Source organism: Bacillus sp. FSL K6-2819 (genome assembly GCF_038008305.1).
GTDB classification, from domain to species: Bacteria; Bacillota; Bacilli; order Bacillales; family Bacillaceae; genus Bacillus; species Bacillus amyloliquefaciens.
This window is the reverse complement of record NZ_JBBOYV010000001.1, coordinates 3,107,968-3,121,567: the sequence shown is the minus strand read 5'-3', so window position 1 is coordinate 3,121,567 and position 13,600 is coordinate 3,107,968. Positions and strand designations below refer to the sequence as shown.

Genomic DNA, 13,600 nt, shown 5'->3' with positions numbered 1-13,600 from the left:
TAGAGAAAAATCCCTCTCTTTTTACCCAGGAGGGAAATTTTTTGTTAAATGTGTAGACATTAGTCTATACATATGCTATAATAAATACATAAGGAGGTGAAGAAATGCTAGACAACATAATAAAAATCCTTCAAATTATCTTCTATGTTGTTTCTATCGGTTGGATTTTTCAGCAGTCCCACGATAGTAACAAGAAAGATAATAAGAAGGATTAAACCTGATGCAGGGAAGCGAGTGGGAGCTCGCTTCTCAATAACATTATAATCAGTCTAGCATAAAAAATGAAGAAAAACCAAAAGTTCATCTTTTCATTAATTCTTTTGAGTGCGGCAGCGATAGGCGTGCGCTCCTTTTGGACAAACTCATTTACAACGGCCATAATGGCTATTGTAGTAGCATTGACCGTTTATGCAATTCTCAAAGATATAAGGAGAAAATAACATGGAATTTCATCTAAGGGGTCGCCAGGAGGTTGAGGACTTCGTAAAAGCTGAAGTCCTCAGCACCACCGAAGTTGCTGAAATTTTGGACGTGAACAAGCAGCGCATGAGTAAATTGATTAAAGATGGGCGTATTGAGCCGGTTAAGAAGATAGGAAACACCAGCTTATTTTTGCGCCAGGACGCTGAGGCACTTAAAGGAGAACTGGCAGCAAACAAGAAATACCGCCCTCATAATGACTAAGCCCTACTCACTAAGAGCAGGGCCTTTTTTTGTTCTTATTTGAAAATATTTCTCAGTAATTTATTGGTTGCCTTTCCTGCAGCTCTGCGGGCCATCCTTTTTCCAAGTGACCCATTTTTGGCTGCGTTGACATCCCCCAAAATTCTCGCGGACTTGTACAGCGCCGATCTTATTTTATTTAGATTCATCCCCATCGTCCCTTACTATAGATTTATTTCAGCATACATTAGAATTTTAGAAAAGAATAGTGGGCGCCACCCACACAACACCCACAAAGTTATGATAAATTATGATTTGAAGAGAGAAGGAAAAGCAGGAAATACCATGAAACCAGTAATCAAGACAAGCAGTGATATGCTAAGATGTTAAAAAATAATCAAATTCGAAATGGAAGGCTCAATCGGTTAATAGTAAAACCCCGCCACATGGCGGGGTTTTTTTGTTTATTGAATTGTGAAATTTCCGTATTCGCTTGACCGGACATGAATCGGCCCGTCTAAATTATAGTTCTTCGCTTTTACGATATCACGGAAAACGTCGACACGGGCTACTGATTCTCTCCATTCATCCTGGGTATCCTCATCTGACGGATTCATCAGATCGTCATAGCGCACATCCAAAAATTTATTCAGCCATTTTTTCTCGTCTGTCCCGTCTTTCGGTGACCCGCCCATTTTTTTGTTCGTGCGTTTAATCAGGGCATAAAAGGAGTCTGGATCATCGCCGTCGCCATGCTGAATCACTGTATCGTACATCACTGCTTTTGCCAGTGCCGTTTTCAATCCGGCTTGATCTGAACGTTTCATCGCCGGCTGATAATATAAGCGGTCATTTACTTCATCCTGGGCAGCTCGGAAAGCCTTATCATTGCCAAGCGAACGCCAGGCAGAAGCGAATCCTTTCAGATTGCTTGTGTCATCGCTTTCGTCCTTCGCAAGACGGCGCAATTCAGGCAAATACTTTTTCAATTTGTTATTCGGGACCGCTTTCGTGTATACTTCCACTACTTCCAGCGCATCCCCGGTAGCCGTTGTAAAACCGGCCCGCCCGCAAGTGTAACCTCTTCCGTCATCCAACTCTTCAACATATCCGTATTGAATTTCCGTCTTTCCGTTTTCAAAGATGCTGGTCAGCTGTTCCGCCCGGCGCTTCTGATCCTTATTCAGCCCGGCCGCCAAAACCGTTCCGCTCATCATCAGGGTAAAAAACATGGTGAAAATAAGTGATGAAACCGCCGTCTTCTTCCAAAAACCTGCTTTTTTCTTCAAACCGCTTCTCATTGTCATACCCCTTTCACATGTCTTATTACGCCATCAGTATACATGAGGGGGATGTCTTATTGTTGAAAACACACGAATTTGTCAATATTTTGAATCCTAAGCCCTATTTAGCGATTCATAAAAAGAACGCACTTTCACCAGACAGATAAACGCGTTCTCGCATCATTCTCATCTGTGACATAGTCAACATGGAGAAATCCGCATTGTACAGCCTGCTGATAAAGAGCTTCCAGCATGTCCGGATCTTTGCAGTATAAGGATACATATGAGCAATCTGCGATGAGAAGCACAAGCTCACAGGGACTCTTTAAATATTCTTCGTACGTATTGATTTCCGTTACCATCCCGCTTGGGAAAGCCTTCAATTCAGCAAAAATCATATAATAAGAGTTTCCTTCAAGACGCTGACGGAGCTCATGGCCCTCAATGATGCGCTGATTTTGCGGAAACAGGTCTGTATCGGTGTCTTCTTTGAAGTCGGTATATGCCTCCCCATCGCCGATAAACCACGTATAGGCGGAAATGGGGAATGGTTTTAATATGTCTGCCGCAAACTGTCCGAATGTGTTCGGGATGTCAAACGTAAGGCCTCGTTTCATATTGTCGTTTCTCCTTTCTGCTGCTGCCAGAATCATATGGTATACTATTTGGATAAATATTGAAAGGGCTGGACGATATGACAACACGATACGGCATTGATGCGCCTTACGGGGCGTTTGGATTTATCTTTGTTGCGTTCCTTTATGGCGCAGGTACTTTATGGGGAATTATTCTCCTTTCTGGGGCTGGCTGACGGGCGCCTTGTTTTTATTACTCGGTCTTTGGATGCTGCTGTATTCAATGACTATTAAACTTTCACACCGCCATCGCATTCTTGCGCTTTCCGGCTTAAAGCCGAACATGAAGGTGCTTGATGTCGGGACGGGGCGGGGGCTGTTAGCCATCGCCGCGGCGCAGAAAGGCGCGGATGTCTCAGCGATTGACAAGTGGTCTGGCTGGGATCTGGGCGGAAACGGACGAGAGGCGTTTGAACAAAACAGACTGGCTGAAGGAGCGCCGGGAATTGATCTGTATGACGGACTGGCGCAAGACATGCCATTTCCTGATGAAACGTTTGACCTTGTCATTTCACATTTTGTCGTACACAACATTTCAGGGAGAAAAGAGCGGGAACGGGCGATCGCGGAAATGGTGAGGGTGCTGAGGCCCGGCGGCACATTGGCCGTGTCAGATATAAAAAATATGTCTCAATACAGAAAGTTTCTTGAGGAAAACGGCTTTCAGACGAGGACTTATTCCTTTTATCATACGTTTCCGTTTTCGAAACTCATCATTGCCGTCAGGACTCCGGTAGGAACCGGGCGCTCCATTTGTTAAAATAAATAAGACAAAACAGATAGAAAAGGTGTTACACATGAAGTCTTATATCATTATCGGGGCCGGCATTCTCGGTGCGTCAGCGGCTTATCATCTTGCAAAGGCCGGCGCGGAAGTAACGGTCATTGACCGGAAACACCCGGGTCAGGCGACTGACGCAGCGGCGGGGATCGTTTGCCCGTGGCTGTCGCAGCGCCGCAATCAGGCATGGTATGCAATCGCAAAAGGCGGTGCCCGTTATTATGAACAATTGATCCAGCAGCTGGAAGCCGACGGAGAAACGGACACCGGTTATCAAAAGGTCGGTGCCGTCAGTCTCCATACGGATGAAAAAAAGCTCAGCCAGATGGAAGAAAGAGCTTATAAAAGAAGAGAGGACGCTCCTGAGATCGGCGGCATCACAAGACTGACTCCGGCAGAAACGAAGGCATTGTTTCCCGCGCTGTCGGAGGAATACGGAGCGGTTCATATCAGCGGTGCGGCCCGGGTGAACGGGAGGGCGCTTCGTAAGGCACTGTTAAACGCGGCCATAAAGCACGGTGCGGCAGTTTATCATGAAGAGGCGTCAATACTGACAGAGGACGGTGCCGTCACCGGTGTGAAAACGGAAGAACGCACGCTTCATGCCGACCAGGTTCTCGTAACGGCGGGAGCTTGGGCGAAGGAGCTGCTTCAGCCGCTGGGCATCCGCTTTTCAGTATCGTACCAAAAGGCGCAGATCGTTCATTTAGAGCTTCAGGGAGAGGATACGGGCGGATGGCCTGTGGTTATGCCGCCGAACGACCAGTACATCCTCGCATTTGACAGCGGCAGAATCGTAGCGGGCGCGACTCATGAAAACGATACCGGCATGGATTTGCGGGTGACGGCAGGCGGTCTCGGCGAGATTTTTGACAAAGCATTAACCGTCGCGCCGGGGCTTTCAGACAGTACCGTGATGGAGACAAGAGTCGGTTTCAGGCCGTTTACTCCCGGTTTTCTTCCCGTTATCGGCAGCCTGCCGAATATCAGCGGCCTCCTCGTGGCCAATGGGCTCGGCGCCTCGGGTCTGACGAGCGGACCGTATCTCGGAGCTGAACTGGCGAAACTCGCACTCGGCCGGCAGACCGAAATTGATTTGAGCCTCTATGATCCGGCCGGCGCGCTCGAATGAAAGAATGGCTTTTCGGGTATTCTTATGGTAGGATGGAGCTTTAATGAATAAGAGGACGTGACCTATTTTGATAAAAATAAAACTTCCTGCTCCTGATGTAACCATTACAGAACGGCAGCAGTCACCGTCGGAAAATGAACCGGCGATTAAAGCGATTTACGGTTTCATTGATTTTCACCAAATTCCGAGAGACAAAGGCGGCATATTTATGTTTTATAACATTCATGACGAGCTGCTGTTTGTCGGGAAAGCCCGTAAATTAAGACAAAGAATCAAAAAGCATTTTGAAGACAATGTGTCGCCTGTTAAACATCACAGGGACGAAGTGTATAAAATTGAGGTATGTGTCGTAAATGATCCGATGGAAAGAGATATTTACGAAACGTACGCGATCAATACCCTTCAGTCGAAATACAACATTGAGAAAGTATTTTATAAATAAGCAAAACCGGAGCCCTTTAAGCTCCGGTTTTATTTATGCTTACATTGCCAGCCACATCACTGCGATGTGCACGATCAGCAGGCAGTAAACGACGAGGAATAACTGGACGACCCGTTTTCTGAATAACATGCAGACAATCATAAGCACGGGAAAAATCAGGACGCCGGCCGTTTTATTGATGGCTGTATTCGGTCGGTTCGACGCGTCATAGTGAATAGCCATATCAGCAGGAAGAAACGGATAAAACACAATCGACAGAATAAAGGCGAGTGCCACCGCTCCCCACAGCACTTTATCATTCATCAAAAACATATGAACACTCCTTTTTACATATAATAGTATATTAGTCAAAAAAATCTAATTTCTCAATATTTTACCTGTTGAATGGTGTATAATCATGTCAATGAAATGTCCATTCGATAGGAGGGTTTCAATTGACTGACAAGAGACAAAACAGCATGTTTTCATTCTTTCTTTTTATAATGGCCGCCTGGATCATCGTTTTGTTTTTAACCGTCATCGCGGCACTGCCAAGCTCCGCCATCCAATTAACCAAGCATCAATCCAAAACCGTTTCCATGATTTATCCGCAAAGCTGGGGATTTTTCAGTAAAGATCCGAGAGAAGACAGTCTGAACATCTATCTCCTTGATGGCGATGAAAAGCTCAGATGGCCGAATAATTCACTGAAAAATGTGATCGGCTTAAACCGATACGGGCGGACGCAAGGGATAGAGCTCGGCCTTATGCTGGAAAAGCTGCCTTCCAAAGAGAAGTGGCACGATTTCACGGCTGGCCAGGACTTTAAGAATACCACATTTTTGAAAATGAAAAATGAGTCGCCCTCCCCAAGGCTGAAAGGGAAAATGATCATTACATATGAACGCATTACCCCATGGGCATGGAGCAAACATACCGAAACGAAACGAACCGTTAAAAAATACATCGGAGTGGATGTCAATTGATTCAGGATGCAAAAAAGCAGCTCACTTTATGGATGATGCAGAATCCGCCTTGGACAAATGTGTACGGGCTTGCCAGAAGCTTAATCGCGCTCGGCACGCTGCTGACATTGCTTTTCAATCCGGCGTCTGTCTTCTTCAAAACGCAAAATCAAATGCTCAGCTTTTCCGACACGTTCAGTTTGTTTTTGCTGTTTCCCGATTTCCGTTACATTGAGATCGTCAAAGCCGTTTGTATCTGTATTTTAATTCTGGTTGTCATTGGCTGGCGGCCCCGCCTCACCGGTTTTTTTCATTGGTGGATTTCGTACAGCTTCCAAAACTCCGCCGTTACTCTTGACGGAGGAGATCAGGTGGCTGCTGTTTTTACGCTGCTGCTGCTTCCGCTGACATTGACTGATCCGCGGAAATGGCACTGGTCTCCGTACGAGGCGTCTTTTGAGAAGAGGCCGCTTGAGCCTTACTACCGTTCGTTATGCTGGGCGACGCTGACGATCATCAGAATACAGGTCGCGATGCTGTACTTTAACTCCGTCATTGCCAAGCTGATGGAAGAAGAATGGCAGAACGGAACCGCCGTTTATTACTATTTGAACGATCCGATGCTGGGGCTGCCGGATGCGCTTCACAGTCTGTTTGACTTTATCCTGCAGTCAAAGCTTGTCATCATCCCGACTTGGGGCACGCTCATTGTGCAAACCATTATGTTCTGCGCTTTGTTCGCTCCGAAAAAATATTGGCGTCTGATATTGTTTATATCCATTTTCATGCATGAAATCTTTGCTGTTATGCTGGGGCTTACCTCGTTCTCCATTACGGTAGCTGGTATTTTAGTCCTGTTTTTGGTACCGGCAGAGAAAACAGTAGCTTTGAACCATTACAATCCGCTTTTTATTAGATACAATTTTCTCAATAAAAGGAAAAGGAGGAAATTATATGGTTAAAAGCAAAAAATCCGCTGCCGCCATGATGCTGGTGTTTGTTTTAATGATCGCATTAGTCGGCCCGCATGCCACAGCGAAAACTGAGGCATCCGTCTCTTATTCGGGTGAAGACATTTTTTCCGGCATCTTTTTCGGACAAGGTGAGGTCGCAAAGCTTCTTCCTGAAGTATGGGATACGAAAGCCGTCAAAAAGATTAATCAGGATGAATTAAAGCAAGTTTCCGATCAGGTGATCGCTGATATTAAAAAGTCATCGCCGGATTATTTTAAGAAGTTAAAAGCGGCGGTCTACAGCGGCGATTATGAGAAAGTGAACAGCGTCATCGATCAAGGCTCACAGATTATGGCGAAAGTGCTGAAAGAAGAGTTTGACAAAAAAAGCATGGACAAAGGAAAATCAACGGCCATCGGACAATGCGCAACGGCTGTATGGGTATTTTTAAACGCGGCGGCTGCCATAGAGACGATCGCTCTTGCCGTAGCGGCCATCATTTTGACGGTAGCAAGCGTTGACGAAGATTCCGACTTAGGAAAAGAGCAGCTCATCGCAAATGTCGTTGACCGCATTAATGCGCAGCACTGAAGCTGAAGAAAGAAAACGCTAAGGAAACGGGCCTTAGCGTTTTTTAATTTGCAGCATCTGATTTAAGTATGCCTCTGAATCAAAGCCGAGTTCCTCGTCGGCTTCCTTTTTCAGTTCTAGATGAAGCCGCACATATGTGTCATATTTCGGACTGAGCTTTTGAAGAAGATTGCTGAAAGGCGAGCCCGCTTTCAGCGCGGGCAGATCAGAAGCGGATTCCCCGATCTTGATCAGGCTTTCTCTGTATTCTTCATCCGTCTGCACTCTTTTCACAAGCTGAATGATTGTGTTTTTATGAGTGTCCCAAGTGGCTGGGTCTCTCTCCAAAATCCGCTCGATGAATTGATCATGCTGGGCTTTGTGCTGCTGGAGCTGAGCCGGGTCCTCCTTGCCGACAAGCTGCATCATCGGGTGTGCAGCCGGAACTTCATCCATATCATCCAATACTTTAATAAGCTCCGCCCATGCCGCTTTTTTCTCATCTGTATCAATAGAAAAGTCGAGGAAAGGTTCAAACAGCGCGGCAATAAATTCTCCGAAATCTCCCGGGAACAGTTTCTTCAGCTGAAGCCCCATATACTTTGGTTCATCTATTTTGACCTCGCCGATATCATGTAAAATCGAATCGACGTTTTCTGCATCCTCCACCCGTTTGAGCAGCATTTCGGTCAATTTCCGTTCCTGCTCAAGCTCTTCAATCTGCCGGCTGAGTTTTTCATGCTGCTGCCGCAGTATATCATGCAGGCTGGTGCCCTCTAAGAGGAACGCTTTAATATCACTTACGGACAGTGCCAGCATTCGGAGGGCGGCAATCATTTTCAGCGTATTCACGTCCTGAGCGGAATACTCACGGTATCCGTTATCAGGGTTTTTACTGACAGTGATTAAACCTTCCTGCTCATAATATTTGATGGCTTTTTTCGTGAGACCCGTCTGCCGGGCGGCTTCTTTGATATTCATTTCTGCATCACTCCCTGCTTTTCATTCTAAACGTGTCTCTAAGGGTCAGGTCAAGAGAGCGCGGGAAATAAGATAAGTCTATTTTATATTTTAGAAATTTCAGAAAATATGATTGACAACACGCCTTTATTGCGATTAATATAACGTTATATAATGTTATATAACATTATATAATAAAACACTGAGGAGTGAAGGATTTGAGTCAAACTGCCGCACAAGTGAATCACAAGGTTCAGGCTTTCTTGGATGATCTGAAAGGAAAAACGATTGATCATGTCTTTTTCGTTGCATGCGGAGGGTCTTCAGCCATTATGTATCCGAGCAAGTATGTGTTTGACAGAGAGGCGAAAGCCATCAGCTCTGATCTCTACAGTTCGAATGAGTTTATCCAGCGCAATCCCGTTCAGCTCGGAGAAAACACTCTCGTGATCCTATGCTCTCATTCAGGCAATACGCCGGAAACGGTGAAAGCCGCCGGTTTCGCCAGAAAAAAAGGCGCGCTTACGATTGCGATGACTTTTGAGCCTGACTCGCCGTTAGCGAAAGAAGCCGAATATGTCGCGGTTTATGACTGGGGTGAAAACGCACAGGCGATAAATACGAATTACGGAGTTCTGTATCAAATCGTATTCGGCGCTTTACACGTGCTGGAAAACCATCTCGCGTTTGAACAGGCGATCGACGGACTCAATAAGCTCCAGGCCGTTTATGACAAAGCGCTTAAACAAGAAGCGGATCACGCAAAGGCATTCGCGAAAGCCCACGAAAAAGAAGATATCATTTACACGATGGCAAGCGGTGCAAACTACGGCGTCGCTTACTCCTACAGCATCTGCATTCTCATGGAAATGCAATGGATTCATTCCCACGCCATTCATGCCGGAGAATATTTTCACGGACCGTTCGAAATCATTGATGAATCCGTTCCATTTATTATCCTTCTCGGCTTAGACGAAACAAGACCCCTTGAAGAGCGGGCGCTTTCCTTCTCCAAAAGATACGGCAAAAAACTGACTGTCCTTGATGCCGAAACATATGATTTTTCCGGAATTGACGATTCTGTAAAAGGATATCTGGCTCCGCTCGTATTAAATCGGGTGCTCAGAAGCTATGCGGATGAGCTGGCAGAAGCAAGGAACCATCCATTAAGCCAGCGGCGCTACATGTGGAAAGTCGAATATTAAGAACGCAGATTATATTTCACCGGACTATAATGATATATAACGTTATAGTCCGGTGACAAAGGAGGAAAAGCATCTGAAAAAGCTCATCTGCCTGTTCGTTCTGTTAGCCGTATGTCTGTCAGCAGCCGCCTGTTCAAGCCAAAGCAGTTCCTCTGCCGGAAAAGTGAACCTGAAGTTTTTTCACAGGTGGCCGAAAGAGCCGGAAAAAAGCTATTTTGAAGAAGCAGTCAAAGAATTTGAAGCCGCCCATCCGGACATTCACATCCAAACGGAAGCGGTATTAAACGATTCTTATAAAGACAAGGTGAAAGTCATGCTCGGAACAACGAGCCCTCCTGATATTTTCTTTTCATGGAGCGACCGGTTTGCTTACAAATTCATCAAAGGAGATAAAGCACTCGATCTGTCGTCTTACTATCAGAAAGATAAAGATTGGTCCTCACAGCTTGTACAGTCACAAGTCAAACCCTTTACGCATGACGGAAAAGAGTACGGTGTTCCGTGGCAAATGGACGCTAAATCATTCTTTTATAATAAAGACATTTTTAACAAATTACATTTGAAGCCCCCGGCGACATGGGATGAGCTGATCACAGTCTCTGAGAAATTGAAAGAGAACGGATATATTCCGATCAGTTTCGGCACAAAAGCGCCTTGGACCATTTCTCATTATATCGGCACGCTGAACCAGCGTATGGTCGATGAAAAAACGCGGGCCAAGGATTACAACCCGAAAACCGGGGCGTTTACGGATGAAGGCTATATCAAAGCGCTGGAAAAGCTTCAGGAGCTTCTCCCGTACTTTACAAAGCATGTGAATTCCGTGGATCACGAATATGTGCGTCAGCAGTTTACGAGCGGCAAAGCGGCGATGATTTATGCGGAAACGGCGGAAATTAAGCTCGTCGAACCGGTCAATCTGGGCTTGTTTCCTTTCCCTGAAATCAGCGGCGAAAAGGGATCTCCCCGTGCGCTGACCGGATCTCCGGAAGGATTTATGATTTCCTCAAAAACGAAGCACCCAAAAGAAGCCATGGAATTTCTTCAGTTTTTAACCTCGAAAAAAATGGGAGAGAAGCTGATAAAAGATGTCGGTAAATACAGTGCGGTTCAGGGAACGGCGACAGAAAACAATACCTCCCCGATCCAGCGCGAAGCCGTCCAGGATATTGTCCGCGCCGAATCCATGGTGCCGTGGTTTGACATGGACGTTGACGTTGAAATCGCCGATGTGTATGCTGCGGGCGTCCAGCAGATGCTCGGCGGCACAATGACACCGCGCGAAGTAATGAAATCCGTACAGAAAGCAGCCCGGCAAGTCAAAGCGTCATCTGCTGAATAGAACAGATTTCTTGGGAGAAAGGAGATGAGGATTTCCTTGGTCAGCCGAAAACGTTTCATTCCGTATCTGTTTCTCGCGCCCGCGCTGATTTTCTTGCTGTTCGTTTATATCCCGATTTTTGAGAATGTGTTTTTCAGTCTGTTTGAATGGAGCTCATTTCAACCCGAAAAGACGTTTATCGGTTTTAAAAATTATATTGATTTGTTTCACGATCCCGTGTTTTTTACAGCACTCCGCAACAATGTGCTGTATGCGGTCATATCGCTGATTTGCCAGGTAGGCGGCGGGTTGATTCTGGCGGCCGTGCTGGAAGACAGGCTGGTAAGAAAATGGTCGCCGTTTTTCCGTACGGTATTTTTTCTTCCGGTCGTCATTTCCATGACCGTCATTGCGCTTTTGTTTGATTTTATTTATAACCCGGAAATCGGGCTTTTGAATCAGCTGCTGGAAGCCGTGGGACTGGATGAACTGACCCGTGCGTGGCTGGGCGATGAAAATACCGCTATGCTGTCTGTCATTTTTGTGTCTCAATGGCAGTCCGTCGGTTACATCGCCATGCTGTACATTGTCTCGATTCAGAGCATTCCTGCTGAATTATATGAATCGGCGCAGCTGGACGGAGCCGGAAAAATCCAGCAGTTTTTTCACATTACGGTGCCGCAGACGAAAGAAATGTCGTTTGTTGCCGTGGTGATGACGCTGACCGGCGCGTTTACCGTATTTAATGAACCGTATATTCTGACCGGCGGCGGACCGGGCAACGCTTCGGAAGTGCTGAGCACATTTTTGTATAAGAGCGCTTTTACAAAAGATATGATGGGCTACGCTTCCGCGATTGCGACGGTGGTGCTTTTGCTGACGCTTGCCCTGTCGCTTATTCAGATGAAATTCTTTAAGACCGGAAAGGAGGAGTAGCCGATGCTTCCTGAAAGGACGGACTTGAGTCATCCGCGGCAGACTGTCAGAACAGCCGGAAAGCGGAGAAAATGGTATATCGGGGAAACGTCTGTATGGCTGTTTCTCTTTATCTACTTCATTGCCGTCGCTTATCCGCTGTTATGGATGGCGGTCAGCGCCTTTAAAAGCTCGGATGAAATTTTTGAGCACAGCTGGTCGCTGCCGTCTGTTTGGCATCCTGAAAACTTCGTCTCCGCATGGAACCAGGGGATTTCCGCTTATTTTATGAACAGCGTCATTGTGACCGTGCTGACTTGTCTCATAACCGTATTTGTGAGCGCCCTGGCGGCATACGGGCTGGCCCGTTTTCATTTTAAAGGAAAAGGGTTTGTGCTTATCATTTGTCTTGGCGGATTGATGCTGACGCCGCAGGTCAGTCTTGTGCCGCTGTACTCCATTATCCAGTCATTGGGGCTGTACAATACGTATTGGGCTTTGATCCTTCCGTACGCAGCCTATCGTATTCCGTTTACCGTTATTCTGATCCGTTCTTATTTTTTGTCGATTTCCAAAGAGCTTGAGGAAGCTGCCTATCTGGATGGATGTACAAGTCTGGGGGTATTTTTCAGAATATTCTTACCTATGAGTGTGCCGATTCTGGTGACATCGGGCATTTTGACGGCTTACCATACGTGGAATGAGTTTATGTTTGCGATTATTTTTATCGATGATGAAAATTTACGTACGATTCCGGCCGGACTGATGCAGTTCAGAGATGCGCTGCAGACGGATTGGGGCGTACTGCTGGCCGGGCTGACGATTTCGGCTGCGCCGATCATAGTGCTGTTTTTATTGATGCAGAGATATTTTATCCGCGGCATTGCAGCGGGAAGCGTGAAAGGATAAGGGGGATGAAAAGATGAAACTGATAGCGGCCGGAGATAATGTGGTGGATTATTATCAGGATCAGGAGACGTTTTACCCGGGCGGGAATGCGCTGAATGTAGCCGTGCTTGCGCGGCGCTTAGGCCACGACACTTCTTATATCGGGATACTCGGCAGTGATGAAGCGGCGGATCACGTATTGAACGTGCTGAAACTGGAAAAGGTGAATGCCGATTTGATCCGCCGGGCATACGGAGAAAACGGGATAGCTGTCGTCACTCTTGATGAAAGGGGAGACAGGATATTTGCCGGATCAAATAAAGGCGGCGTGCAATCGCGTCTGACGCTTGCTTTTCAGGAGAATGACATCTCATTTATCGCCGGACATGATCTGCTGCACACGAGCGTATACAGCAGGATAGAGCGTGACCTTCCGATGCTGAGCGGTCATGTGCCGATTTCCTTTGACTTCTCAACAAAACGTGACGAAGCCTATTTAGAGGCGGTCTGTCCGTACGTGACGTATGCGTTTTTTTCCGGGAGCGATTTGAGTGAAAGCGAATGTGTGCAGCTTGCCGAAAAAGCCCGCGGATACGGAGCGAGAATCGTCTGTCTGACAAGGGGAGAATATGGCGCGGTGTTATCAGATGGGGAGCGGGTCTATCATCAGCCTGTTGTTAGAGCTGATATAATAGATACATTGGGTGCGGGAGATTCTTTTATCGCCGGGTTTCTTACCGATTTTTTCGAGCATCAGGATATCCGGCGAGCGCTTGCTGCGGCTGCCGGGACGGCTGCCAAAACATGCGGGGGATTCGGTGCGTTCGGTTACGGGCATCCCTACAGGCCGGGCGGCGGGAAAAGCAATGAAAAAACGAGAATACGATAAGCATTGTCTCGTTTTTTA

Annotated in this window: 15 protein-coding genes and 1 pseudogene; 12 read left to right on the top strand and 4 right to left on the bottom strand. The window is 46.6% G+C overall.

What is annotated here, in order from left to right:
* The first annotated feature begins 441 nt into the window (after window positions 1–441).
* Window positions 442–684, top strand: a complete 243-nt coding sequence (locus tag MHH91_RS16285) for a helix-turn-helix domain-containing protein (RefSeq protein WP_119001867.1) — start codon at window positions 442–444, stop codon at window positions 682–684.
* Window positions 685–1,127: 443 nt separating this feature from the next.
* Here the strand turns inward: MHH91_RS16285 and csn are convergent, their stop codons facing one another.
* A complete protein-coding gene (gene csn / locus MHH91_RS16280) occupies window positions 1,128–1,964 on the bottom strand; it encodes a chitosanase (RefSeq protein WP_013353486.1) in 837 nt (278 codons plus the stop codon).
* A 134-nt stretch (window positions 1,965–2,098) separates the two neighbouring features.
* Entirely contained in the window at window positions 2,099–2,563 is a 465-nt protein-coding gene (locus MHH91_RS16275; protein WP_013353485.1) for a DUF2691 family protein, read from the bottom strand.
* 160 nt (window positions 2,564–2,723) lie between these two features.
* Between MHH91_RS16275 and MHH91_RS16270 the strand changes: the two genes are divergently transcribed.
* From MHH91_RS16270 to MHH91_RS16260, 3 genes are all read left to right on the top strand, one after another.
* Window positions 2,724–3,341, top strand: a complete 618-nt coding sequence (locus tag MHH91_RS16270; protein ID WP_013353484.1) for a class I SAM-dependent methyltransferase — start codon at window positions 2,724–2,726, stop codon at window positions 3,339–3,341.
* Between the two features lie 37 nt (window positions 3,342–3,378).
* Window positions 3,379–4,494 carry an NAD(P)/FAD-dependent oxidoreductase gene (locus MHH91_RS16265; RefSeq protein ID WP_013353483.1) on the top strand — a complete coding sequence of 372 codons (1,116 nt, stop codon included), beginning with the start codon at window positions 3,379–3,381 and terminating at the stop codon, window positions 4,492–4,494.
* A gap of 67 nt (window positions 4,495–4,561) precedes the next feature.
* The gene (locus MHH91_RS16260; RefSeq protein WP_013353482.1) at window positions 4,562–4,936 is read left to right on the top strand and encodes a nucleotide excision repair endonuclease; all 375 of its coding nucleotides are present in this window, start codon (window positions 4,562–4,564) and stop codon (window positions 4,934–4,936) included.
* Between the two features lie 39 nt (window positions 4,937–4,975).
* Here MHH91_RS16260 and MHH91_RS16255 read toward each other — a convergent pair whose 3' ends face one another.
* On the bottom strand, window positions 4,976–5,248 hold the full coding sequence (locus MHH91_RS16255; protein WP_013353481.1) for a DUF1648 domain-containing protein: 273 nt from the start codon (window positions 5,246–5,248) through the stop codon (window positions 4,976–4,978).
* A 122-nt stretch (window positions 5,249–5,370) separates the two neighbouring features.
* Here MHH91_RS16255 and MHH91_RS16250 point away from each other — a divergent pair, with 122 nt between their 5' ends.
* From MHH91_RS16250 to MHH91_RS16240, 3 genes and pseudogenes are all read left to right on the top strand, one after another.
* Entirely contained in the window at window positions 5,371–5,901 is a 531-nt protein-coding gene (locus tag MHH91_RS16250; protein WP_014470992.1) for an SdpA family antimicrobial peptide system protein, read from the top strand.
* A 32-nt stretch (window positions 5,902–5,933) separates the two neighbouring features.
* Window positions 5,934–6,750, top strand: a pseudogene (locus tag MHH91_RS16245) (sporulation-delaying protein SdpB family protein); the annotation flags it as partial.
* 84 nt (window positions 6,751–6,834) lie between these two features.
* Complete coding sequence (locus MHH91_RS16240) at window positions 6,835–7,425, top strand: sporulation delaying protein family toxin (RefSeq protein WP_013353478.1); 591 nt, start codon at window positions 6,835–6,837, stop codon at window positions 7,423–7,425.
* A gap of 33 nt (window positions 7,426–7,458) precedes the next feature.
* Here MHH91_RS16240 and MHH91_RS16235 read toward each other — a convergent pair whose 3' ends face one another.
* Entirely contained in the window at window positions 7,459–8,385 is a 927-nt protein-coding gene (locus MHH91_RS16235; RefSeq protein ID WP_013353477.1) for a MerR family transcriptional regulator, read from the bottom strand.
* 197 nt (window positions 8,386–8,582) lie between these two features.
* On the opposite strand from MHH91_RS16235, the gene MHH91_RS16230 reads away from it, so the two are divergent.
* The 5 genes from MHH91_RS16230 to MHH91_RS16210 all read left to right on the top strand — a co-directional run bounded on the left by MHH91_RS16230 (window position 8,583) and on the right by MHH91_RS16210 (window position 13,582).
* A complete protein-coding gene (locus tag MHH91_RS16230) occupies window positions 8,583–9,569 on the top strand; it encodes an SIS domain-containing protein (protein WP_013353476.1) in 987 nt (328 codons plus the stop codon).
* Between the two features lie 73 nt (window positions 9,570–9,642).
* Window positions 9,643–10,911: an ABC transporter substrate-binding protein gene (locus tag MHH91_RS16225; RefSeq protein ID WP_041481740.1), complete on the top strand. Its 1,269-nt coding sequence runs from the start codon at window positions 9,643–9,645 to the stop codon at window positions 10,909–10,911.
* 24 nt (window positions 10,912–10,935) lie between these two features.
* Window positions 10,936–11,826, top strand: a complete 891-nt coding sequence (locus MHH91_RS16220) for a carbohydrate ABC transporter permease (protein WP_013353474.1) — start codon at window positions 10,936–10,938, stop codon at window positions 11,824–11,826.
* A 3-nt stretch (window positions 11,827–11,829) separates the two neighbouring features.
* On the top strand, window positions 11,830–12,714 hold the full coding sequence (locus MHH91_RS16215) for a carbohydrate ABC transporter permease (protein ID WP_013353473.1): 885 nt from the start codon (window positions 11,830–11,832) through the stop codon (window positions 12,712–12,714).
* Between the two features lie 13 nt (window positions 12,715–12,727).
* Window positions 12,728–13,582, top strand: a complete 855-nt coding sequence (locus MHH91_RS16210; RefSeq protein ID WP_013353472.1) for a PfkB family carbohydrate kinase — start codon at window positions 12,728–12,730, stop codon at window positions 13,580–13,582.
* Window positions 13,583–13,600 lie beyond the last annotated feature (18 nt).